The sequence below is a fragment of the Actinoplanes sp. NPDC089786 genome, from assembly GCF_040684855.1.
In the GTDB taxonomy this organism is placed as follows: domain Bacteria; phylum Actinomycetota; class Actinomycetes; order Mycobacteriales; family Micromonosporaceae; genus Actinoplanes.
In genome coordinates this window covers 139,708-161,638 of sequence record NZ_JBFBGU010000003.1, presented here as the reverse complement: position 1 = coordinate 161,638, position 21,931 = coordinate 139,708, and the positions used below count along the sequence as shown (strand labels likewise).

Here is a 21,931-nt window from a genome sequence, read left to right as displayed (position 1 = left end):
GCCGTTCGCCGCCCCTCCCACGCGAACTCAGATCTTGGCGACCTGGTTGAAGTTCAGCTCGACCGGCGTCTCCCGGCCGAAGATGGAGACCAGCACCTTGAGCTTCTGCTGGTCGGCGTTGATCTCGCTGATCGAGGCCGGCAGGGAGGCGAACGCGCCGTCGGTCACCGTGACCGAGTCGCCCACCTCGAAGTCGAGCACCTTGATCTCGGGCTTCGCCTTCTTCTCCTCCTGCTCGACGGCCGGTGCGAGCCACTTGAGCACCTCGTCGAGCGAGAGCGGCGCCGGCCGGTCGACCCGGTCGGTGGCGCCCACGAAGCCGGTGACCCCGGGGGTGTTGCGCACGCAGGAGTAGGACTCCGGCGTCAGGTCCATGCGGACCAGGATGTAGCCGGGGAACACCTTGTTCTGCACCTGGAGGCGCTTGCCGTTCTTGACCTCGACCTCTTCGCGGGTCGGCACCTCGACCTGGAAGATGAAATCCTCCATGTCGAGGCTGGTGATGCGGGTCTCGAGGTTGGTCTTGACCTTGTTCTCGTAACCGGCGTACGAGTGCACCACATACCAGTCGCCGGGCGCGTACCGCAGCTTCTGCCGCAGTTCCGCGACCGGGTCGAAGTCTTCGTCGTCTTCCGTCGGGGCGGGGTCGTCGCCCGTCGAGGCTTCGGCGTCCGCCGGGACGTCATCGCCCGTCGAGGCGTCGTCGCCCGTCGGAGCGTCATCGCCCGTCGAGGCATCTTCGTCCGCCGTGGCGGCAGGGGCGGCGCTGGCGGCCTCGACCGACTCGTCGCTCGCCGCCGTTGCCACCGCGGACTGCTTGCCCGTGGTCTCGGCGGTCTCGTCGTCGTACTCAGGCACGCTCGCTCACTTCCACTAAGTGCTAGTTGCCGAAGGCGAAGAGGATGCCCTTGGCGAACAGAAAGTCCAGTCCGGCGACGATCGCGGTCATCACGACGACGAAAGCGATCACGACGCCCGTATAGGTCAGCAGCTCCTTGCGCGTCGGCCAGATGACCTTACGCAGCTCGCTGACGACCTCGCGGAAGAAACCACCGATGCGGCCGAAGAAGCCGCCGCGGCGGACATCCTTCTTCTTCGAGGTCGGGCTGTCCGAGTTGGCCTTGCGCTCCTTGACGGCGGTGCCGCCACGGGAGACCGGCTCGTCATCGATCTCATCGTCCTCGACGTCATCGTCGACGATCTCGTCCCGGAGTTCGTCCTCGGGGCGGTCGTCGGCCGGATCGTCGCCGGGTCGCTTCCTCTCGGCCACTTCGCCCTCTTCCGTCGGTTGGTGGGGTGGGCTACGCGCTGACCACCGGTGCCGACGGTCGGCGCGTCGCTCGGGTTGTCGCAGGGGTGACAGGACTTGAACCTGCAGCCTGCGGTTTTGGAGACCGCTGCTCTGCCAATTGAGCTACACCCCTGTGCGGGTCCTGCAAACCCGCCCGCCGGACAGGCGCACGAGAGAAGCAGGGGTCACTTACCCCACGGCGCACCAGTGTACGGGTACCCCGCCTGGTTGCCCAACCCGCCCCTACTTCTTACGGATCGTGGCCTGCGCCAGTTTGAGCACCGTCTCGCCGTTGCAGGTGGCAGTGACGGCGATCGTGGTGCGGCCCTCGTCGTCGGTGCTCTTGACCCGGCCGGTGAACACCACCTCGGCGCCCTCGTCGTCATCGGGCACCGGGACCGGGCGGCTGAACCGGACGCTGAAGTCCTCGACCGCGTCGGCCGCGCCCGCCCAGGCGGTCACCGCCCGGCCGGCCAGGGCCATCGTGAACATCCCGTGGGCGATCACCCCGGGCAGACCCACGTGGCGGGCCAGCCGGTCACTCCAGTGGATCACGTTGAAGTCGCCCGAGGCGCCGCAGTAGCGGACCAGGTCGGCCCGGGTGATCCGGAACGTCTGGGGCGGGAACTGGTCGCTCACTGCTCGGCCCCTCGCTGCACCAGCTTGGACCAGCCGGTGACGACGGGCTCGCCGGCCTCGGTGGTGACGTCGGTGCGGGTGGTGATGAAGTGGTGGCCGCCGCGCTCGAGGATCTCTTCGACCGTGTTGACGCAGACCAGGGTGTCGCCGGCCACGATCGGGCGGGCGAACGTGAAGCGCTGGTCGCCGTGCACCACACGGGAGTAGTCGAGCCCGAGGTCGGGGTCGTCGATGATCTGGCGGCTGGCCTTCATCGTCACCACGGTCGGGAAGGTCGGCGGGGCGACCACGTCGGCGTAGCCGGCCGTGCGCGCAGCCTCGGGATCATGGTGCAACGCGTCGGTCGCGCCGATCGCCGTGGCGAACTCGCGGATCTTCTCGCGGCCGACGAGGTAGACATCGGTGGGCGGCCACGAGCGGCCGATAAAGGAAGTATTTATTCGTTTGTTGGGTGGTGGTGGGGCTGCGGATGGTTGATCCAAGGGCATGCCTAGAAACTACTCTGCGGCGGCCCGCTGAACCGGACCGCCGCAGGGCGTTGAAGCTGGATGCTGAAGGTCAGCGGGTTTCGCGGTGCAGGGTGTGCTTACCGTCCCGGGGGCAGAACTTCTTCAGCTCGATGCGGTCCGGGTCGTTGCGGCGGTTCTTACGGGTGATGTAGTTCCGCTCCTTGCACTCCGTACACGCCAAAGTGATCTTCGGACGGACGTCGGTCGCCTTGGCCACGGCGGGGTGCCTTCCTGCTAAAAGCTGAATTTAACGACGCTCCAGCGTAACGGCTGGGGTCGCCAACATGCAAAACCGTGCAGTAGCGGTGGCCGGACTTGAACCGGCGACACAGCGATTATGAGCCGCTTGCTCTGCCATCTGAGCTACACCGCCGAGCCAGGCTCATAGCCCGTGAGAGCTGGGCCCGGTTGGAGCCCCCTTACGGAATCGAACCGTAGACCTTCTCCTTACCATGGAGACGCTCTGCCGACTGAGCTAAGGGGGCGCGCACGAACTCTCTTGTTGCGCAGGGAGTAGCTTACACGGCCGCCAGGCCTCGGTGAAACCGGATACCCGATCGAGCATCCGCCCAGGTCAGGGCCTCGTCAGATGACTGCCCGGAGGCGACGAACCTCACCGGTCGGCGTGGACTCGGGCTCGGTCTGGGCGCTGAACCAGGCCTCGAGACGCTCGTACGGCAGCGGCCGGCTGAAGAGGTAACCCTGGCCGATCTCGCACCCCATCTCTTCCAGCAGATCGAGGGTCAGCTCGCTCTCCACGCCCTCGGCGACCACGGTGAGGCGGAACTCACGAGCGAGGCTGATCACGGCCCGCACGATGGCCAGATCGCCGCTGTCGGTCGCCATTCCCTGCACGAAGGAGTCGTCGATCTTCACCTCGTGCACGGGCAGCTGGCGGAGATAGGACAGCGAGGACGCGCCGGTGCCGAAATCGTCGACGGAGAGGCGTACCCCCAGATCTCGCAGTTGATAGAGGACCGGCAGGGTGCGCTCGATGTCGCCCAGCATGCCCGGCTCGGAGATCTCGAAGGTGACCTGCTCGGCCGCCACGTGATGGTGCTTGAGCAGCTCGTGGACGGAGTTGGGGAAGCGCGGGTCGAGCAGGGTACGGGCCGAGAGGTTGACCGCGATGGCCAGCGGCCGATCGGCGTCCTGCCACTGCCGGCAGCGCCGCAGGCCCTCGGTGAGCACCACCTCAGTGAGCCGGGACAGCTGTCCGGTGTGTTCGGCCACCGCGATGAAGTCTTCCGGCGCCACCTCGCCGTGGGCCGGATGGTTCCAGCGGGCCAGACACTCCACACCGACCAGATGGCGGTCGCCGATCGTGACCTTGGGCTGGAAGTAGACCTCGAGCTCGCCGTCCTCCAGCGCCTTGCGCAGCTCGCCGGCCAGGCCGAGGCGGCGGACCGCCCGCGACTCCAGGGCCGGGTGGAACAGCTGGACGCCGTACGGAACCAGCTTGGCCGCGTTGGCCGCCAGCTCGGCCCGGCGCAGCAGGGCCTCGGGGTCGTCGCCGTGGTCGGGCTGCACCGCGACCCCGACCGCGGTGTCCACGTCGAGCGTGAGCGTGCCCACGACCATCGGGCCGCGCAGCTGCTCACGCATCTGGGTGGCCAGCTGGACGGTCGCCTCGGTGCTCTCCGAGCGCATCGTCACCACGAACTCGTCGCCGCCGATCCGGCCGACCAGCGAGCCCGGCCCGGCGATGGCGAGCAGCCGCTTGGCCACCTCGGTCAGCAGCTTGTCGCCGGCGGCGTGGCCCATCGACTCGTTGACGTCACGCAGACCGTCCACGTCGAACGCGAGGACCGCGACCACCTCGCCGGGCGCCCGCACCTTGACCGACTCGGCCAGCGCGTCGGTCAGCCGGCGGCGGTTGGGCAGCGAGGTCAGCCGGTCGTGGTAGGCGTCGTAGCGCAGCCGGTCGACCAGGCGGCTGTTCTCGACCGCCACCGCGACATGCGCGGCCACCGTCTCCATCACCCGGACGTCGGCGGCGCGGTAGGTGAGCTGGCTGCCCAGCCGGTTGACCACCTCGAGCGTGCCGATCGTCACCTGGCCGGAACGCAGCGGCACGATCAGCAGGTCTTTCAGCCCGGCCTCGCGGGCCAGCAGGCGAAGGTCCTCGGACTCGCCGAACCGGTCGCCGACCCCCACCGCGTGTTGCGTGGCGATCGCCCGGTCGCGCACCTCGGCCGGGGTCGGTGAGATGTCCAGCAGACCGGCGTCGTCCACCCGGGCGGTGAGCAGCACCTCGGGGTGCCGGCCCTGGGCGGGCAGCCAGAGGGTCGCGTACTCCGATCGCATGAGCCCGCGCACCCGGTCGAGCAGCACGTCTTCCAGGCCGTCGCCGGCGCCGCGCTCGCGGACGGCCAGGGTCAGCTCGTAGACGTCGGCGAGCGTGCGGTGCTGCCGGAAGAACTCGGCGAACGAGCGCAGCACCACGAACAGCGCCGCGATCAGCGCCGCCAGCAGGACGGCCGCCCACGGCGAGGCGTTCAGCACGATCAGGAAGATCAGGCCGACCACGGTGTTGGCCGCGGTGGTGATCAGCATGGCGGTGCCGGTGCTCAGCGTCTCTTGCGCCGACCGCCGGCCCTGCAGGATGGAGATCACCCCGCCGAGGGCGAGCAGGCTGAGGACGGCGCTGGCCAGCACGGCCGCGAACAGCGTGCCCCAGGTGCCCGGGCCCGCGTCGGTGATCGGCGGCAGCACCTCGATGACCAGCACCGCCGCCGACGTGGCGGCGGCGGCCTTGGCCACGTTGAAACACAGCTTGATCGGGTCGAGTCGCTGGTAGAGCAGCACGGCCATGGTGGCCAGCGCGCTGACCAGGATCACCATCACCGGCGGCAGGAAGAACAGCGAGAGCACCAAGGGGATCTCGGTGACCACGACCGTGACGCCCTGCCGGTGGACGACCACCGTGAAGACGCTGAAGTTGGCGATCGTCAGGAAGACGAACGCGATCAGCCCGCCCAACCAGGAATGGAACCAGCCTGGCTCTTTCACCCAGTAGGCGACGACAACCAGCAAGGCGAAGAAGGCGAGAGGATTGGTTATCAGCCACGCGTATTGCGGCGATCGCCGCGGCGCGGGTCGACCGGCCATCTCACCCCCTCAATCTGTTCCACCGCTGAGGTCCACAGGTGAGGCTGGGACCTCAGGTCCAGATGACCTCGCCCTGGGTGGAGAGAACCGTGACTGTCGGTTCGGGGGCCGCGCTGGCGGCCGACGCGCTTGCCGCGCCGATGCCCCCGAACACGGCGGCGAGCACGAACGCGAAGCCGGCGAGGCGGCTCAGCTTCCTTGCGGACATCTAGGACTCCCGGGCGAAGAGTTGGTTCCGTTGGGGGGTGTGATGATGGTGCCACACACGATGTGCGTCGAACATCGTCCTTCGGTGGGTCAGGACCGCACATACCGAAATCCTGGCTGAACGGCTGAGTTACTTACGAAACTCACGCCCGCAGTATTGAGAGCTTTGAGTCCGATTTAACGGGATACGTGAGGCCAATTCACACGCCTGCGTCAGGTCTTCTTGACGTCAGGACGCCTTGACGCTTGAGTGGTCCCATGAGTACTCCCGACGAACTCGAACGCGGTCACACGCTCTCCACCGCCACAACGCGTTACGACGAGCTGAGGATGCGGGAAGCGCTCGCCGCAATGGACAACGACGGCGAGTCGCCACTGTCCAAGGACGAGTCACTGGAGCTGCTCGCGCTCAGCGAGGTCGTCATTCGCAAGGCCGGGTACGGGCGGCAGGCCATGGTGCGCAGTGCCCGCGCGGCCGGCGCCACCTGGACGCAGATCGGCGCCGCGCTCGGCAGCAGCAAACAGGCGGCGTGGGAGGCGCACAACCGCTGGATCGAGGAGCAGACCCGCCAGCACGAGCTCTCCGGGTACGAAGGGTTCGACCCGGGCGAGGCCCAGACGGCCCGCGGCCTGGCCGGCGAACCCGACTAGGGCAGGTCCTACACGGTCGCGGCCGGGCGCCCGGTGTTGCTGTAGGCGCTCCACGAACCCGGGTAGAGCCGGCCGACGCCCAGGCCGGCGTGCTCCATCGCGATCAGGTTGTGGCAGGCCGTCACGCCGGAACCGCAGTAGGAGATGACAGCGGCGCCGGCCTCGATCCCGGCCGCGGCGAAATTGCCACGGATCTCGTCCGCGCTCCGGAACCGGCCGTCCGCGCCGACATGGTCACGGCACGGGACATTCCGGGCGCCCGGGATGTGGCCGGCGCGGGGGTCGATCGGCTCGCTCTCGCCCCGGAACCGCTCGGGCGCACGCGCGTCGACCACCACGTTGCCGGTGTCGGCGGCCTCGTCGATCGTCGCCAGGCGATCGGCCGGCCAGGGCCGCGGAGCGAAGACCGCCGGGGCCCGGCCAGACGGTTCGGTCTCCAGACTCCCCTGGTACGCCGCCAGCCCGCCGTCGAGCAGCGCGGCCTCGTGGCCGGTGGCCCGGAGCATCCAGACCAGTCGGGCGGCCATCACGCCGCCGCTGTCGTCGTACGCGACAACCAGATCTTGATCGCCGACCCCGAGGGCGGACATCCGCGCGGCGAACACCTCCGGATCGGGCAGCGGATGGCGGCCCTCGGTCGGCGGCGCCCCGTGCGCGGCCAGGTCGTCGTCCACGTCCACGAAGATCGCGCCCGGCAGATGACCCCGGTCGTAGGCGTCCCGGCCCCGGCGGCCGTCCAGGTAGTAGCGGACGTCGGCGAACACCACCCGCTGGCCTTCTTGCTGGGCCGCCGCGAGATCGAGCACGGGAGGGATCATCGGGGCTCGTCGACCTCTTTCCGCTTCTTGGGGCGGTACTTCAGGATCGCCCACATCGCGAGGACCACCGCGAGAACCGCGGTGACGATGCCGGTCCGCTCCCCCGGCAACCTGGTGCCCGCCACGAGCAGGATCAGCGCCACCCCGAAGAGCAGGTGGTAGAGCCCCGCCTCACGGACGTTGCGGAAGGCGCGCGAGGTGCTGGCCGGAGCGCGCCCGGTGACCAGCACCTTCACCCCGAAGACGGCCAGGGCCAGACCGATCGCGCCACCGATGACGAGCGTCCACGTACTCGTGTCCATGGTCCGATTTTGCGGCCCCCGGCACCGATTTACCGGTAGTTGGTGAACTGGAGCGCGACGCCGAAGTCTTCCTGCTTGAGCAGGGCGATGACCGCCTGCAGATCGTCACGCTTCTTGCCGGTCACCCGGAGCTGATCACCCTGGATCTGCGCCTGGACACCCTTCGGCCCCTCGTCGCGGATCTTCTTGCTGATCAGCTTGGCCTTGTCCGACTCGATGCCCTCGATCACCTTGCAGTCGATCTTGTAGGTCTTCCCCGACTGCCGCGGCTCGCCGGCCTCCAGCGACTTCAGCGAGATGTTCCGCTTGACCAGCTTCTCCTTGAAGACGTCCAGGGCGGCATTGGCCCGCTCCTCGGTCTCGGAGGTGATCGTCACGCCGTTATCACCCGTCTGGGCGACCTCGGTGCCGGTCCCCCGGAAGTCGAAGCGGGTGCTCAGCTCCTTCTCGGCCTGATGGAACGCGTTGTCGACCTCCTGCCGGTCGACCTTGCTGACGATGTCGAACGACGGGCTGGCTGCCATGATCAAACTCCGTGGGGTCTTGTCTCGCGGGCGCGGTCGGCGCGTCGGTTGCGGCTGTCCGACATGCCGACCGTACCCGGTTGTGGACCGCCCTTCGAGGTTGGCTATCCTGTTCTCCGCTGCTGCCGCTGAGTGCGTCAACAGCAAGGCGGGTTGCCCGAGCGGCCAATGGGAGCGGACTGTAAATCCGTCGCGAAAGCTTCAGAGGTTCGAATCCTCTACCCGCCACCACCGGCAGGACAAGGCCCCTCACCAGCCAAAACGGCAGGGAGGGGCCTTACTCATGAGTCCAGCCATGTCCGGCCATGTACAGCCGTTCACGGGTAGCCACGGAGAATACGCGGAGATTTCCGCGGCACGGTCAGCCGGCCAGGGACCCTTCCTCCTGCTCCGCCATCGCTCGTTCGATGCGTCGCCGAGCAGCGTCTTCCTGCCCCACGATGCACTTGGCGTAGACCCGGAGAAGTACGGCAACGCTGTGCCCTGCCCACTCCGCTACCTGAGTGGCGGGTACCCCCGCATTGAGCCAGGTCGACACGGCCGCGTGCCGCAGGTCGTACGGCTTCTTGGCGAGCGGCGACCGGGCCTCCGCAGGGGTGAGGGCGAGCGCTCTGGCCTTGTGCCAGACGCCGAGATAGGTCGAGTCACCAATGGTCCCGCCCCGCGGCCCGATGAACAGCCGGCCGTCGGGCGCGTTTCCGAAGTAGCCAAGATGTTCGGTCAGGATCTCCACCAGTTCGGGATGAGCGGGTACAGGCCGAGTGTCGTCGGTAGCTCGGTGCTTCAACCCGCGCCGCTCCCGAGACTTGCCGCTGTCGGTCCACGCGCGGCCCGTACGCGGCGCGGAGTTGCCCAGCAGTAGCTCACCCCAACCCGACTTCGGCAATGCGGCGATGTTCTCTACCCGAAAGTCGAGGGCCTCACTCGGGCGAAGTGCCGCGTAGTACATCAGCGCGAACAGCGCTACAAGGCGCGGCGCCACACCCGGCTGAACGGCGACGGCCGTCAGCAAGGTGCGCGCACGCTCTCGGTCGACTACCACTCTTCGATCAATCGACTCGGTTGTCATAGGTGCCTTCCAGGTGATCCGATCTAGCGGATTGTCGGTGATAAGTCCCAGCTCGACCGCATAGCCCAAGGCGTTGTAAAATATTGCTCGCTTTCGGGCAATCGTCTTGGCTGCGGCCTGACTACCGTCGATCAGCAACGCGATCCGGTCGAGGGCGCGGCGGGTCAACTCCGGCCCTTTCGTGCGGTCCTCAAGGTCGCCGAGTGTGATCGTGTTGCGCTCCAGCCACCGCACGACGGTGCGAAGGTCGGCGGGCGGATCGCCTCCCTTTCGACGGGGCGGAACGAACACCCATTCGAACAATGCTCGGCGGATCAGGGCGTCATTCGGTCGGCCCCGATCCGAACTGAGTAGGGCAGGTGTAACCGTGGCCAGAGATTCGGCAATACCGGTACGGGACTTCGGCGCTGCTGCCGGCCACTTCATGTCGGTGTACTGGCTTGCGTGCTCGAACCATGACCGGCGTTGCGCTTCCCGCAGCATCGGAGCTGGCAGACCCGACGCCTTCTCGAACGCCGAACCGCGCTGAACGTGGGTAAGCAACTTCGCGCGAAATGCGTCCGCGAGCGCCCGGCTCGCAAACGTCCGGTGTTGCTCCTCCCCACCCACGATCCACCGCACCGAGTAGGTAGTGCGCCGCTTTCCAGCATTCGTTCGGATGTCCCAAATCCGAATGCTGTGGGAAAAGCGAAGTTCCTCGGCGTCTTCGTCGCGATTGGTCACGCAGCCTCCTCAAGACCTTCTAGCCAATGGTCAAAGTCACTGCGGCGGACCCGAATCTCGTTGTTGGGCAGCTTGATACACCTCGGCGCCTTTCCGGTCTGACGCCAGTAGTAGAAGGTCGAGCGGGAAACCTGTAGCTCTGCAATCACTTCGGGAATCGTGAGCGATGACGGCTTGCGTTCGGCATTGGTCAGGTGCGCACGGCGGGTAGCCACGCCTACCTCCTGATTGAGCGACGGGCCGTGCAGAACGGCCCTGTACGCCCGTTCTGCACGCGAGGGGTGCTGGAGGGACCTCGGAGGTCCCAGATCGGCAGAACGTCCCAGGGCGGGGCCGCTGAGAGCGCCGTGGAGCCAAGATCGGGGCAGGGTCGATATGACAAGATGCGCCGATGTCTCTGCGCGGCTCTCAGCGGTACCGATTTCGGTACCGGGCCGTTGATCGTGTGCGACACGGCGTGTGGATCAAGGGTTTCTGTCGGGGTAAGCCGTCCCAGCCGTCCCAGTCGTCCCAACGGCGTGTTTTTGCTGGTCAGGCCTGGGACGGCTTTTCAGGGGTGGGACGGGTTAAGCCGTCCCGGTCTGGTCGCGGGACGACTCAGGTCGTACCGGCCGCAAAAGCCGTACCGGGGTGTGGGCTGCGGAAACGCCGTCTTGGGACGGCTGGTACGGCTGGGACGGCTCGACGGACTCGCCTGGGTCGGCGGGCGGGCAGTAGCGCGCCCACGCATCGGTGAACCCTTCCCGGTGGAAGCCCTTCACCTGTCCGGTCGGCGGCGGGAACCGGATGTTCTGTGAGGTGATCTCGTACTCGCGGAGCAGTCCGCTGAGCTTCATCGAGGTCAGCCCGGTCCCGCCGTTGTACTCCGCCCACGGTGATTCGGGCAGGGCCTTGAGCCCGTCGAGCAGCACGGTCGAGGGCAAGGCATCGAAGTTGGCGAACACGGTGCGGCAGTCAATGAGCACCCGGAGCCGGTCGGAGAACTCGGTGTCGCCCTCACGCGCCGCGTTCATCGTCTGTGCCGCTCGGCGGGCGCGCCCGGGCCAGTTGCCTCCGGCGAGGTCGGCGACCGCGATCAGGGGTTCCCAGGTGTCGGCGGCCCGGTCTTCCAGCGGCATGGCCGGTTCGGCATTCTCCAGCTCGGTCAGGTTCGGCCGCAGCCAGGCGGTTAGGTCGGCGGCGAGTTGCCGCAGGGCCGGCCCGTCGCGGCGGGACCGGAACGGGGCAACCTTCTCGGAAGCGGTGCGGCGGCGCATCTTGACCACCACGGCCCGGTCCTCGATCGTGTCGGGCATCGAGCCGATACCGGCCAGCGCTGCCATGGCGAAGGTCGGGATCCGTTCGAGTTCCTTCTTCTGGTGGTCCCAGCGGGTCATCGGCCGGCCGCGCTGGTGGCCGGCGTTGAGTAGCCCGCGGAGTTCCTCGTTGGACTCGGCCGCTTTGCCGCCGAAGACGGTGTCGGCTTCGTCGAGCAGGATCGTGGGCGGGTCGGCGTCGGTGATCGAGCGGCAAATCGCCGCGGTGGAGGAGTTGACGGTCATGAACGGCCGGTAGCAGGTGCCGTCCACGACGTCGAGCAGCCGGGATTTGCCGCACCGCTTCTCCGGTGCCTTGATCACCAGGCGGGGCGCGTGGGTCCACGCGTCTTGGGCGTGGGTGGAAGCGATCCACAGCACGGCGGCGTCGATCGCTTCGGCGCTGGGCAGGATCACGTACTTGATCAGGACGGCGTGCAGGCGGTCGAGGACAGCCGCGCCGTCGGGCGGTTCGGGATGGGTCATGCGGCAATCCCTTCGGTAGCAACGGATTCCGCGCGGAATCCGCCGGTGATGGCGGTCGTGATGTTGTAGTGGGACTGCTCGGCCCGGACGCCGGCGTCGTAGAGCGCGGTGTAAGCGTCATGCGCGGTGATGGCTCCGGCGGCGACCATGCGGGCCACGCCGCGGGCGGCGCCGTAGAGGGTTACCCGGCGCCGGCCGGTCGGGGCGCGGTCTACCGCGCGGAGGTGCGCGGTGAGCAGGGCGGCGGGGTTTGAGATGAGCCCGCCTGTTGTCGTCGGGGTCAGGGCCGTGGGGCGGGTCGCGGCCGGCGGCGGTTCGGCCGGCCGGCAGGCAGCGATCAGCGGCGGGCTCATCTCAATCACCGGCCGGTCTCCCACCTGCCGGTACGGGCGTCGGGTGCCCGGGTGGATCGAGGGCGGAGCGACCACGTAGCCACCGTCGGCCTTGACATCGATCCCTGGGTAGCCGCGGTGCTTGAGGTCTTTGGCGAGCGGGCCGCCGGGGTGCCGGTAGTACAGGTGCCAACCCTCGGAACCTGTGCTCACGCAGCGGGTTGGCGGCATCAGCTCGGGCAGCAGCCGCCCGCCGTTGCGGGGGTCGATGTCGATGACGGCCATGTCGGAGATGGCGCCGGTGCGGATGGCGAGCAGCCCGCCCGGTACCGCGGCGTGCATGGCGCGGACGCGGTCCGGGTCGGTGGTGGCGGCGTAGAAGCCGTGGCAGGTCAGGTGCCCGCACCCGGCCCGGTCGTGACCGCCGTCGTCAGCGGGACAGGCCGGGCAGTTCGCCACGGGCCGTTTGGTGCGGCCGAGCAGGAAGACGGGCAGGCCCTCGTCGGCGAGGGCAAGCGCGGCGAACAGCAGCGGGCCGGCGTCGGTCACGGCACGGGTCCTCTCGGTTTTCAGAAAGGGTTTTCAGGCGGCGGAACGCCGTCCTTCTCGCACTTGAGGGCACATTCCGGTGGCGTCGCGTGCAGCTCGATGCGACGCCACCGGGGGTGCTGTGGTCAGGCGACGAGAGTGCGGCCACCGTGCTGGTAGGTCCGGGTGCGGTTGTAGGTGATCTTGCGCTCGTACTCGGCGGTCAGGTCGATACCGAACTGCTCGCAGGTCGCGACCAGGGCACGCAGCAGATACGCGGCGTCGTCGGCGAGCTTGTTTGACCCGAGTTGGGCGGTCAACAGGTGTAGCCAGGCGATCCAGTCGCCAAACGATTGCAGGTAGCGGCCATCGATCGGGGAAACGTCGGCCAGGGCCAGATCGTTCTCGAACGGTTGGACACCGCACACGTCGCAGGTGTCGAGCACCCGAATCAGGACGTCGGCGAACTCGCTACCCACTCCCTCAGGCTTGTGCTTGTGCCCCACCGGGTCGGCGCAAGGGTCGCCGTTGTCGTAGTCGGTGGCGTCGGCGAGCCGGTGATCGCGGTACGCCTCCAGCGCCTCGGACAGCTCGCTGTGCAGCAGCGCGAGGTAGTCGCCGAAGGTGTTGTTGCCGAGGCCGCCGCCGGCGGTGCGCCAGCCCTTCTCGATGTTGATCTCACGAATCTCGATGGTCATCTGCGCGAGGGTCTTTTCGCTGTTCGCGTGACTCATGAACTGGGAACCTTCCTAGATCGATGAGGGGGTTGATCAGGCGGCAGCCGCGAGCGGCGTACTCGCCGGGAAGGGGATGACGTCGGCGTCGTGGCCGCCCCAGCGCGACCCGATGATCTCGGCGTCGGCCTCGATAGGGACGCCGCGGAACGAGGTCGTCATCGCCTGTTCGAGCGCCCGTTTCGCGTCCTCAGCGTCACCGGCCGGGACTTGCAAGACGATCTCGTCGTGGATGATCGCCCACAGGAACGGGTGCCAGCCGTCCAGCGCGCACAGCCGGTAGAGGGACTCGACGAGCAGGTCCCGGGCCGTGGACTGGATGGCGTAGTTGCTGTTCGCGTACGTGCGCGCCGGGTCGGCCGGGATGCGCCGGCGGGCAGCGTTACGTACCGGGTCACGTTCGGCCATCGCCTTCCCGAACGCGGTGATCCGCGGGTAGGCCCGCTTGAACCGCTGCACGACGTCCCGGGCGACCTCGACCGACACCCCGGTCTGCTTGGCGAGACCGGGGGCGCCGCCGCCGTAGATGGTGCCGAACGTGGCCCGCTTGCCCAGGGTGCGCTGGGCTTTCGTCCAGCCGGGGCCGAACATCAGCCGGGCGGTGTTGTCGTGAATGTCGGTCCCGGCCCGGATGACCTCGATCAGCCGGGGTTCGTTGGCGAGGGCGGCGGCGACGCGTACCTCGACGGCCTTGAAGTCGCAGCCCACCAGCACGTGGCCCGGTTCGGCGACGAAACAGCCGCGTAGCCGCGGGTCGTCCTTCTTGAACGTTTGCATGGCCGGCCACTTCACGCTCATGCGGCCGGTGTGCGCGGCGAGGGTGCGGTAGTCCGGGTGCACCCGGCCGTTGGCGTCGGCGAAGTCGGGGAACCGGGCCAGGTTGGTGGCGAAGTTCCCCGTCTCGGCCATCCGGGTCGTCAGCTCGAGCATCCGGCCAACCTCGCCGCCCGGGTAGCGGGCGAGCAGATCGGGCAGGGCGTCCTTGCCGGACAGCGACGGCCGGTCGGCGTCGGTGAAGTGCCGGAACTCGACACCCCGCTCGGCGAGCCAGTCGAGGCGTTTCGGGCTCGTGGCCTTGCACCCCATTAGGGCTTCCAGGTCGGCGCGCGCGGTGTGGTTGGCCTGCTCGAACTCGGCCCGGAGGGTGTTGGTGTGGTCGAGGTCGAGCAGGATGCCGCGGATCTGCAACGCGGTGGTCTGCGCAGCCAGCCACAGCTCGGCCGCGGGCAGGTAGCCGAGGTCAGCCAGCTCGCCGAGCAGCACATCGAGCAGCCGCCGCACGTAGATGGCGTCGAGGCCGGCGTAGACGACGTACGGTTCGGCGCCGATGGGCACATGTGACCAGCCGTGGACCGCGGGCCGTCCGCCGGCGCGTTGCCCGGCCGGGGCGAGTGCCCGGAACAGGGCGTATAGGTCGTCCTCGGCCCGGCGGAGGCCGTCGTCGAGGTGCCGCTCGGACAGTGACTTGAGGCCGTGGTCGGCGGTGACGCCCGGTTCGAGCAGGCAGGCCAGCACGTGGGTGTCGATGGCCCGCAGGCCGAGCGCGATGCCGAACGCGGCCCATACGGCGATGACGTCGAAGTTGGTGTGCGTGACGAACCGGCATTCCGGGTCGCCGAGCAGCAGTTCGATCATCTGCCGCTGTTGCGGGTCGGTGGCCCGCAGCACCATCGCTTGATCGGCGGCGGCGATCTGGACGAGCCGGACCCCGAAGCCGGGGCCGAAGAACCGCGGCCCGGCGTCGTCGATCGGCGTGGTTTCCACGTCCAGCCCGAACAGCGTCTCCGATCGGGCGAACCGGGCGAACTCCTCCGGCCCAGGGTCGGCTACGACCTGTACCGGCCGCCCGCACACCTGTCGGGTGTAGACGGTGCTCACGCTGCCACCTCGCCGGGGAAGCAGGTCGGGCAGGCCAGGACGAACCCGGCCGGCGCCCGGTAGACGTGCACGGTGCCGCACCGCACACACGACGGCGGCGCTGCCGGGTTGAGCAGACCAGTCAGCCAGCCCATCCGACCGGCCACCGCGTCGCTGACCGGGCCGGGATCGCGGAGCACGGCGACCACGGCATCCTCGGGTGGCCGCGGCGGCTCGGGCTCGGGCAGCTCGAACAGCGCCAGCGCCTCTACCTTGACCGGTGGCATCACGCCGCCCGCGGTCCGGCGGGCTCGGCCTCGATGGCCGCGAGCGCGGTGACAGCCCGGCGCAAGTCCGCCGCCACCCCGGGCAGGGTGTTACCGGCCTGGTCGAGATCGGTGAGGATGGACCGCTCCAAGCGCCGCGGGGAGCCGCCCTCGGTGTCGAACGACCACCAGTAGGCGCCGAACATGCGGCCGAACATGTCCCGCCAGCCGGCCAGCACGGTGCGCGTCCGGCCGGTCACCACGGCCAGGCTCCGGGCGAGGTAGACGGCGTGACCGGCGTCGATCAGGGCGGGCACCGTACCGAGGGCTGCTGTCAGCAGCCGTTCGGCCTGGCGGGCGTTGTGCAGGGCTCGTGTGTCGGCGGCCGGGATGGGGCTGACGCTGTGCAGGTTGACGCAGCCGAGCAGATGCCCGCCGCGGACGGGGTTCAGTTGCAGGGCCAGGCCGCGGTTGTCGCAGTCTTCGCAGATACAAGGACCGTCGACGCCGTAACGGCCGTGCTGCGGGGTGAGGCTGCCGTGGTACTCGATGATCTCGCCGTCGCGGATCAGCCGGTGGCACTGCCCGGCCGCCTTGGCGAGCAGGTACTGGGCGTGCTGGGCGCCGTCAACGGCGTGGTCGAGGTGGGCCGCCGCGGTGCGCCACCGCCGATCTCTGCCCGCCGCCCGGCGCGTCGACAGCGGGTACACCTTGTCCTGGAGTTCGGCGGTGGCGACGGCGATCGCGCCGACCACTTTTGCCAGGGCGTGGATGACCTCCTGCCGGGCCAGGGCTGTGCCGATCAGGTCGGGGTCGGCGTTCATGCTGCTGATCAGGGACATCACGGTGCGGGTGTGTAGTGCCGCCATGAGAATCGAAACTCCGATCAACGCGAGGTGTCTCCGGAAAGGGGGCAGTTCAGAGGTGTCGTGCCGGCCGGCGAAGCCGACGGGTCGTACGAGGCTCAGGGGGTGGGTTCCGGGCGCGTAGCGCCCCTGAGAAGTGAGGGCGGCGAAGCCGCTCGTGTCTCGCTCTTTGAGGCCATCGCGCTGTTCGGGATGAGCCGGCGTCCCGGGGTCGGTACGGCGCCATCTGGGCCAGCTTCGGCTCGCAGCCAACCCATCGCGCCGGCTACCGCGTCGTTGACCCGCCCCGGTTCGCGCAAGACGGCGACCACCGCGTCCTCGGCTGGCCGTGGCGGCTCGGGCTCGGGCAGCTTGAACAGCGTCAGCACCTTGACGGCGTTCACGCCGCCTCCAAGGCTGCCGGGAACGTCGACCAGGCGCCGGTCAGGTAGGCGAGGAGCTGGCTGCCTACCCATTGGGTGTAAGCCGGCGGGATGGCCTCGGACAGCCCGTTGCCGGTCATCCAGTTGATGCCCATGGCCTCGGGGCCGACATAGGTGCCGACGTCGCCGGTGATCGAGGCGTGGTCGCCGGCCAGCCACCGTTCGCGCCGGCGGCGGTTTGGCGCCCGCTTCATGTGCGGCAGGTGCGCCGGCGCGGTCAGCTCGAGGTGGCGGGAGTACTCAAACCGGCGGTGCCGGTAGGTGCGCAGGCCGAAGGTGTTGGCGCACAGCACGATCGACCGGTCCGGGTCGAGGGGTGCCTCCATGACGTTCTCGATGACCCACGGCAGGCCGGTGGCGTTCGCTGCCTCACGGCCCGGGGTCACCAGATCGGGCACCGGTTTGGTGGTCCGCAGGGTGCCGAGCTTGAAGCCCTGGCAGGGCCAGGACATGTGGATCGCGTCGAAGCCCGCCAAGAACGCGCGGTCACGCAGGACGTCGAGGGCGTCGGTCTGGATGAACTCGTCACCGACATAGCGGGGCTGGGGCGCAAGGTCCACGCCGACGACGTAGAAACCGGCGTTCTGGTAGCCACGCGTCGCGCCGCCTTGGCAGCAGCACAGATCCAGCAGCCTCGGCCGCGCGAGGGTGCCAGTCACATACCGGCCGGCCTGGCGGACAAGGGGGGAGATCGGGTGGGTCATGGTCGCCTGCTTTCGTGGCAGCGCGGCACGCCGGCGGCGGCCGAGGGCACGCGCTGGTGAGCGTCACGAGGACACGAGAAACGGGGAAATGTGTCGTACCGGTGCGGTAGAACCGTGCGCATGGCGACCGCACCGACGACCTTGGTTGACTTCCTACGCGGCGTGGGAAGCGGCTACTCCCCACGCGACGGGTTCGACACACCGCAGCAGCGGCTTCTCAGCCGAGCGGCCGAGCTGCTGGACGACTACCGGCCCAGCGAGTTCGTGATCAAGGGCAGCGGCGGGCAGGGCAGCACCACGGACACCCCGTGGGTGGGGTTCTTCGACCCGGACGAGTCCAACAACCCACGACGGGGTCTGTACGTGGTGTGGCTGTTACAGGCCACCACCAACGCATGGACCTTGAGCGTCAACATGGGCACCGAGCTGCGGTCGGAGGCGCTCAAGGCCAGCGACATGGCCGCCAAGGCCGCCGGCGCCACCCTGTCCCCGCGTGAGCCGCGTCTGCTGGCCTCGTTCCACGCCGAGGCGGCCGCGATCCGCGCGGGCATCCCCGCCGACGCGGCAGCCGGGTGGAACAGTTCTATGACCCTGGAACTCGCGGGACTGCGTCAGCGCCGCTACGAGGCGGCGACGATCCTGGCGAAGACCTACCCGCTGAACGCGATGCCCGACGACAAGGTCCTCGCCGGCGACCTGGCACAGGCCTGCGTGCTACTCGGTGAGGCGATCCGGGTCCGAGACGAACTCGCCAGCACCGCGCCGGGAACAGTCTGGACCGCACCGGCTGTCCATGTCGATCCGCTCGATCGGGATCTGCCGTTCGAGCCCGGCGAGGACGTTGAGACCACCATCGAGCAGCCGAAACGCTCGATCAAACGCAAGCCCCGCCACGAGGGCGGCCTGAAACGGTACGGGCTGTGGCTGCAAACCCAAGGGTTCGCGCTGACCACCAAGGTCCACCCGCGCGACTTCGTCGTCACCAAGCCCACGCAATGGATCGGTGAGTACAAAGTCGTCTACGGCCACACCGATGTCGTTCGTGCCACGCGCGAGGCTCACAGCCAGCTCAAGGAGTATCGGCACTTCCTCTACCCGCCCGGCGCCGGCCTGGGCCTGCTCGCGGTGTTCAGCGCTCCGATCAGCGACCGGCGCGTCGCGTGGCTCAACGCCGAGGGCATCGCGGTCGTGTGGGATGAGAACGATCAGTGGCGCGGCTGCCCCCTGGCACGCGCCGCTGGCCTTGGCCTTTAGCTGCCCGACGGCCGCGCGTAGAAGAAGCCGCAGAACGCGCAGTGCAAGAGCCCGGGATACGGGCCGCTCTCTTGGAGGGTGGCCACCCGTACCCGGCACAGCGCGTCGTGCACGGCGATCGGTACCTCCCGCCATCCGGCGGCTTGAAGGTCGGCGATGATGGCCTGTTCCACAGCGCTCTCATCCCGGTCAGCGCAGCCAGTAGACGAGTGTGCCGAGCACCCCGGCCAGGGCCAGGACGCCGACCGCGACAGCGGTGCGGGGCAGCCCGGCGCGGAGCTCCCACCGGTAGCGGCGAGCCAGCCAGCCGGCGGCGACCAGGATGACGCCGATGATGGCGAGGCCGGTCAGGCGGGGCAGCCACCAGCCGGCGGTGCGCACGGCGACCCAGACGGCGGCGCCGAGCGCGGTCAGGATGAGCAGGACGGGCAGGACCGTCCGGGCGAACCAGCGGATGATCTCGAACGCGAGAAACCAGCGCCAGAGGCGCCGGCCGAGTTCGCGGGCCGCGCTGCGGCTGGCGAACCCGAACCAAGACGAAGACATGAGATGTCACTTTCTGTATAGCTCGGGAGGAAGTCGTGGGACGGCTTCACGGACTTCACGAAGAGGCTTGCGCGCGCGCACGCGCACGCATAGACGCACGTTGCAGGCCTGTGCGTGAAGTCCGTGAAGCGCGTGAACTGCGTGAAATATCGCTACGGAGTGTGATGGGCGGGTGAGTGTGTGTCAGCCGGTGCCGACACACCCGCGGCAGCCGCGCGCGCCCTGACGGAACCGGCGCGCGGGGTGCCACCGCTTGCAGTACGGGCAACGGATCTTGACGACGCGGGCGCCGTCCTGACGGCCGGGCCGCCACGCGGCAGCCCGGCGCAACCGGCCGGTGAGAGTCGAAGCGTTCATGCGGCACGCGCCAGGGCGGCACCGGGCTCGTCATCGTCGGGCGGCAGGATCTCGTAGATGCCGTGGTCGTTCTTGCGCAGCAGCGGCGCCGGGCCCTGGCAGAACTCGCCGAGGATCTTCGTCAGCGTGGGCGGCTTGAGGCCCTTGTCGCCGACCAGCCCGACGATCGGGGAGAAGTTGACCGGCCGGACGTCACGGCGGCCGTTGCCGTAGGCGGTGACGATCGCCTTGCGGATCATGGCTCGGATTTCCGCCGGCGTGTACTGCCGGCCGTTCTCGGGTTCGAGGTCGAGCGGCACCCGTGTCCGGTTGGGGACGGTGATCGGGGCGTGCGGGTCCTCATCCGGTGGGCAGTCCGGGTCGACCGGCGGCGGCACGAGGTCCGGATCGTTGTCGCGGTCCGGATCGTCATCGTCGTCGCGGTCGCGTACCGGCTCTGCCGTGGCGGAGGCCACGGATTCCTTGACGGAGGCCACGGATTCCTTGACGGCGGCCGCGGCCGTCACGGCGATCCCGGTCCCGGCAGGCGCTTCACCGATGGAGGCGAGGTAAGCGACCAGCTCGGCGACCACCTCATCCCGGTCGATCTTGTAGGTGCGGCCGGGCAGGGACCAGTCGTCGGGGTCGGTGCCGGGCAGCTCGGCGTAGAGAGCGCCGGGCTTGCGGTTCTTCCACGACGGGTCGGCGCCGGCCTCGATGGTCTCCTCCGACAGCACCCGGGCGGCCTCCCCGATGTCCTTGACTCCCATGCAGATCACCCCGCCGACCGTCGACCGCACCGAGGTGGGCAGCCGATCGCCGGTAGCGCGCTGCTGACCGAGCAGCAGACCGATCCCGGCCGAGCGGACCGATTCGGCCAACTCGACCATGGTGTCCTCGGACTCGATGAACTTGCTGGCTTCGTCCACGATGACCACCTTGTATTTCGGGCACTTGGTACATCCGGCGGTCCACTGGTCGTGGCCGTGACCGCCGATCTGCGCGGCCCGCTTGGCGACGTCGGGGATGAGCCCGTCGAGGTAGCGTTCGCCTTCGGCCTGGTCGTGGATCATGACGTGCATGGCGTCGCGGAACGCCTTCGGCAGTTGCAGGCCTTTACGGCCGTCGATGTAGACGACCTCGGCGTCGACCCGGGAGCGGGCCTCTGCGGCGAGTTCGAGCTGCAACGCGGTTTTGCCCGAGCCGGACGCGCCGAGCAGGATCAGCACGCCCATCGCGTTGCGGTCGACGCTTGGATCACCGGGCAGGATCAGCGGCACCACCGAACCGGTCTGGTAGACCGCGATCCGCAGGGGCTCGGCGATCGATCCGCCCGGGGCGGACAGGCCGGGCCAGGCGGGCGGATGTTCGAGCATGTCGACCGGGGAGATCTCGACACGGCCGGTGCGCGGGGTGTTGCGGTCGCGGATCATCCGCACCCCGCCGACCGGGACATCGTTGGCCGAGGCGATCGCGGTGCGGACCTCCTTGGTCGCCAGGCTGCCGAAGTCCGCGCCGTGAACCATCTCGGTGTGCGTGACCACCCGTCCGTCCACCACCTTCGGCCGGCCGGTCTTGCCGATGTCCTGCAACTCCTTGACCCGCTCACCCAGCTCACCGAACGGGCTGCTACGGGCGTCGTCGCCCTTGCCGTGCAACAGCTTCGTGACGGCGAGCATGATCGAAGCGGTGATCATGATGAGCAGGTAGGTCATCACCGCGTCGAACGTCCAGCGGGTGAAGGTGAGCACGAACAGCCCGCCGCACGCCGCCATCGACATGAGCAGCGACGCCGCGCGCAGCGGGAGCTGCCGGGCGCGGCCAACCTGCCAGGTGCACCACACGATCGCGACCGAGCAGGCCAGGATCAGCCCGGCCCGCCACGCCGCCTGCCACACCGTCGGATCCGCGTAGGCGCCCCACAGCCGCGACAGCACACCGGCCAGGATCAGGTTGACCACGGCCGCGACCGGCGGGATCACGTACGGCAGCGGATTGCCCTTGACCTCGTAGGAGGCGCCGCGGGCGGCGTCGAGGCCGCCCGCGTACCGACTGCGGCGGGCCATCAGGCAGCCCGCCGGCCGTTGCCACGGCCGCGGACGTTGAAGTCCGAGGCGGAGGGCTGCTCGTCATCGAGCGCGACCAGGAACGCCTCGAACCGGTTGCGGCACACCCGGGCGTACGCGGCCACCGCGAGGAACTCGTCGGCGGCGCGCACCAGCGGCCGGGCGACCTGCCGGCCCCAGAACTTCGCCCGCATCCGCGACAGCCCGTTGCGGCGGCCGTACCGCTCGATCTTCATCCGGATCATCCCGGCCAGCTCATCGACCTCATCGTGAGCCGAGATACCGACCTGCCGGATGCCTTCCAGCAGCTTGAGCAGGTCTTCGTCATCCTTGATTTCCACGTCGGGCATGAGGCGGCGAGCCATCACTGTCCTTTCACGAGGGTTGGCAGTGTG

The 21,931-nt window shown here is 68.8% G+C and carries 25 protein-coding genes and 4 tRNA genes; 3 read left to right on the top strand and 26 right to left on the bottom strand.

Going from position 1 to position 21,931, the window contains the following annotated elements:
- Positions 1 to 27: 27 nt before the first annotated feature.
- The 10 genes from nusG to AB0O15_RS14655 form a co-directional block, all read right to left on the bottom strand.
- Positions 28 to 858 carry a transcription termination/antitermination protein NusG gene (gene nusG, locus AB0O15_RS14700; protein WP_364318440.1) on the bottom strand — a complete coding sequence of 277 codons (831 nt, stop codon included), beginning with the start codon at positions 856 to 858 and terminating at the stop codon, positions 28 to 30.
- A 22-nt stretch (positions 859 to 880) separates the two neighbouring features.
- Positions 881 to 1,270 carry a preprotein translocase subunit SecE gene (gene secE / locus AB0O15_RS14695; protein WP_364318438.1) on the bottom strand — a complete coding sequence of 130 codons (390 nt, stop codon included), beginning with the start codon at positions 1,268 to 1,270 and terminating at the stop codon, positions 881 to 883.
- A gap of 81 nt (positions 1,271 to 1,351) precedes the next feature.
- Positions 1,352 to 1,424 (bottom strand) — tRNA-Trp (locus AB0O15_RS14690).
- Between the two features lie 110 nt (positions 1,425 to 1,534).
- Complete coding sequence (locus AB0O15_RS14685; RefSeq protein WP_364318436.1) at positions 1,535 to 1,930, bottom strand: MaoC/PaaZ C-terminal domain-containing protein; 396 nt, start codon at positions 1,928 to 1,930, stop codon at positions 1,535 to 1,537.
- Positions 1,927 to 2,418: a MaoC family dehydratase N-terminal domain-containing protein gene (locus AB0O15_RS14680; RefSeq protein WP_364318434.1), complete on the bottom strand. Its 492-nt coding sequence runs from the start codon at positions 2,416 to 2,418 to the stop codon at positions 1,927 to 1,929. Before AB0O15_RS14680 ends, AB0O15_RS14685 begins: the two co-directional genes overlap by 4 nt.
- 70 nt (positions 2,419 to 2,488) lie before the next feature.
- Positions 2,489 to 2,656 carry a 50S ribosomal protein L33 gene (gene rpmG, locus AB0O15_RS14675; RefSeq protein WP_067495822.1) on the bottom strand — a complete coding sequence of 56 codons (168 nt, stop codon included), beginning with the start codon at positions 2,654 to 2,656 and terminating at the stop codon, positions 2,489 to 2,491.
- 83 nt (positions 2,657 to 2,739) lie between these two features.
- Positions 2,740 to 2,812: transfer RNA gene (locus AB0O15_RS14670), tRNA-Met, on the bottom strand.
- A 36-nt stretch (positions 2,813 to 2,848) separates the two neighbouring features.
- Positions 2,849 to 2,924, bottom strand: a tRNA-Thr gene (locus tag AB0O15_RS14665).
- A 100-nt stretch (positions 2,925 to 3,024) separates the two neighbouring features.
- On the bottom strand, positions 3,025 to 5,550 hold the full coding sequence (locus AB0O15_RS14660; protein ID WP_364318432.1) for a sensor domain-containing phosphodiesterase: 2,526 nt from the start codon (positions 5,548 to 5,550) through the stop codon (positions 3,025 to 3,027).
- 52 nt (positions 5,551 to 5,602) lie between these two features.
- A complete protein-coding gene (locus tag AB0O15_RS14655; RefSeq protein WP_364318431.1) occupies positions 5,603 to 5,758 on the bottom strand; it encodes a hypothetical protein in 156 nt (51 codons plus the stop codon).
- Positions 5,759 to 6,015: 257 nt separating this feature from the next.
- On the opposite strand from AB0O15_RS14655, the gene AB0O15_RS14650 reads away from it, so the two are divergent.
- Positions 6,016 to 6,408, top strand: a complete 393-nt coding sequence (locus AB0O15_RS14650; protein ID WP_364318429.1) for a hypothetical protein — start codon at positions 6,016 to 6,018, stop codon at positions 6,406 to 6,408.
- Between the two features lie 8 nt (positions 6,409 to 6,416).
- Here AB0O15_RS14650 and AB0O15_RS14645 read toward each other — a convergent pair whose 3' ends face one another.
- Genes AB0O15_RS14645 through AB0O15_RS14635 form a run of 3 tightly spaced genes read right to left on the bottom strand, consistent with a single transcriptional unit; the run spans position 6,417 to position 8,052 of the window.
- A complete protein-coding gene (locus AB0O15_RS14645; protein ID WP_364318427.1) occupies positions 6,417 to 7,226 on the bottom strand; it encodes a sulfurtransferase in 810 nt (269 codons plus the stop codon).
- A complete protein-coding gene (locus AB0O15_RS14640; protein ID WP_364318425.1) occupies positions 7,223 to 7,528 on the bottom strand; it encodes a hypothetical protein in 306 nt (101 codons plus the stop codon). The genes AB0O15_RS14645 and AB0O15_RS14640 overlap by 4 nt, the downstream gene beginning before the upstream one ends.
- A gap of 29 nt (positions 7,529 to 7,557) precedes the next feature.
- A complete protein-coding gene (locus AB0O15_RS14635; RefSeq protein ID WP_364318423.1) occupies positions 7,558 to 8,052 on the bottom strand; it encodes a YajQ family cyclic di-GMP-binding protein in 495 nt (164 codons plus the stop codon).
- Positions 8,053 to 8,199: 147 nt separating this feature from the next.
- Here AB0O15_RS14635 and AB0O15_RS14630 point away from each other — a divergent pair.
- Positions 8,200 to 8,283, top strand: a tRNA-Tyr gene (locus tag AB0O15_RS14630).
- A gap of 130 nt (positions 8,284 to 8,413) precedes the next feature.
- Here AB0O15_RS14630 and AB0O15_RS14625 read toward each other — a convergent pair.
- The 9 genes from AB0O15_RS14625 to AB0O15_RS14585 form a co-directional block, all read right to left on the bottom strand.
- Positions 8,414 to 9,844 carry a site-specific integrase gene (locus tag AB0O15_RS14625; RefSeq protein ID WP_364318421.1) on the bottom strand — a complete coding sequence of 477 codons (1,431 nt, stop codon included), beginning with the start codon at positions 9,842 to 9,844 and terminating at the stop codon, positions 8,414 to 8,416.
- Entirely contained in the window at positions 9,841 to 10,059 is a 219-nt protein-coding gene (locus AB0O15_RS14620; protein WP_364318419.1) for a helix-turn-helix domain-containing protein, read from the bottom strand. The genes AB0O15_RS14625 and AB0O15_RS14620 overlap by 4 nt, the downstream gene beginning before the upstream one ends.
- Positions 10,060 to 10,410: 351 nt before the next feature.
- Positions 10,411 to 11,625, bottom strand: coding sequence for a DUF3631 domain-containing protein (locus tag AB0O15_RS14615; RefSeq protein WP_364318417.1), 1,215 nt, complete (start codon positions 11,623 to 11,625; stop codon positions 10,411 to 10,413).
- On the bottom strand, positions 11,622 to 12,506 hold the full coding sequence (locus AB0O15_RS14610; protein ID WP_364318415.1) for a bifunctional DNA primase/polymerase: 885 nt from the start codon (positions 12,504 to 12,506) through the stop codon (positions 11,622 to 11,624). The genes AB0O15_RS14615 and AB0O15_RS14610 overlap by 4 nt, the downstream gene beginning before the upstream one ends.
- A gap of 125 nt (positions 12,507 to 12,631) precedes the next feature.
- On the bottom strand, positions 12,632 to 13,183 hold the full coding sequence (locus AB0O15_RS14605) for a hypothetical protein (protein ID WP_364318413.1): 552 nt from the start codon (positions 13,181 to 13,183) through the stop codon (positions 12,632 to 12,634).
- Positions 13,184 to 13,255: 72 nt separating this feature from the next.
- Positions 13,256 to 15,097, bottom strand: coding sequence for a DNA polymerase (locus tag AB0O15_RS14600; RefSeq protein ID WP_364318412.1), 1,842 nt, complete (start codon positions 15,095 to 15,097; stop codon positions 13,256 to 13,258).
- Entirely contained in the window at positions 15,094 to 15,363 is a 270-nt protein-coding gene (locus tag AB0O15_RS14595) for a hypothetical protein (protein ID WP_364318410.1), read from the bottom strand. The genes AB0O15_RS14600 and AB0O15_RS14595 overlap by 4 nt, the downstream gene beginning before the upstream one ends.
- A complete protein-coding gene (locus AB0O15_RS14590; protein ID WP_364318408.1) occupies positions 15,363 to 16,211 on the bottom strand; it encodes a hypothetical protein in 849 nt (282 codons plus the stop codon). Before AB0O15_RS14590 ends, AB0O15_RS14595 begins: the two co-directional genes overlap by 1 nt.
- 376 nt (positions 16,212 to 16,587) lie before the next feature.
- Positions 16,588 to 17,334 carry a DNA cytosine methyltransferase gene (locus AB0O15_RS14585; RefSeq protein WP_364318406.1) on the bottom strand — a complete coding sequence of 249 codons (747 nt, stop codon included), beginning with the start codon at positions 17,332 to 17,334 and terminating at the stop codon, positions 16,588 to 16,590.
- 120 nt (positions 17,335 to 17,454) lie between these two features.
- On the opposite strand from AB0O15_RS14585, the gene AB0O15_RS14580 reads away from it, so the two are divergent.
- Positions 17,455 to 18,588, top strand: a complete 1,134-nt coding sequence (locus AB0O15_RS14580) for a DUF3578 domain-containing protein (RefSeq protein ID WP_364318404.1) — start codon at positions 17,455 to 17,457, stop codon at positions 18,586 to 18,588.
- Here AB0O15_RS14580 and AB0O15_RS14575 read toward each other — a convergent pair.
- The 4 genes from AB0O15_RS14575 to AB0O15_RS14560 all read right to left on the bottom strand — a co-directional run bounded on the left by AB0O15_RS14575 (position 18,585) and on the right by AB0O15_RS14560 (position 21,901).
- Positions 18,585 to 18,761 (bottom strand): hypothetical protein, encoded by a 177-nt coding sequence (locus AB0O15_RS14575; RefSeq protein WP_364318402.1) that lies wholly within the window; start codon positions 18,759 to 18,761, stop codon positions 18,585 to 18,587. The genes AB0O15_RS14580 and AB0O15_RS14575 overlap by 4 nt on opposite strands.
- A gap of 16 nt (positions 18,762 to 18,777) precedes the next feature.
- Positions 18,778 to 19,134, bottom strand: a complete 357-nt coding sequence (locus tag AB0O15_RS14570) for a hypothetical protein (RefSeq protein WP_364318400.1) — start codon at positions 19,132 to 19,134, stop codon at positions 18,778 to 18,780.
- A 353-nt stretch (positions 19,135 to 19,487) separates the two neighbouring features.
- Positions 19,488 to 21,536, bottom strand: coding sequence for a hypothetical protein (locus AB0O15_RS14565; RefSeq protein ID WP_364318398.1), 2,049 nt, complete (start codon positions 21,534 to 21,536; stop codon positions 19,488 to 19,490).
- A complete protein-coding gene (locus AB0O15_RS14560) occupies positions 21,536 to 21,901 on the bottom strand; it encodes a hypothetical protein (protein WP_364318396.1) in 366 nt (121 codons plus the stop codon). Before AB0O15_RS14560 ends, AB0O15_RS14565 begins: the two co-directional genes overlap by 1 nt.
- Positions 21,902 to 21,931: the final 30 nt, after the last annotated feature.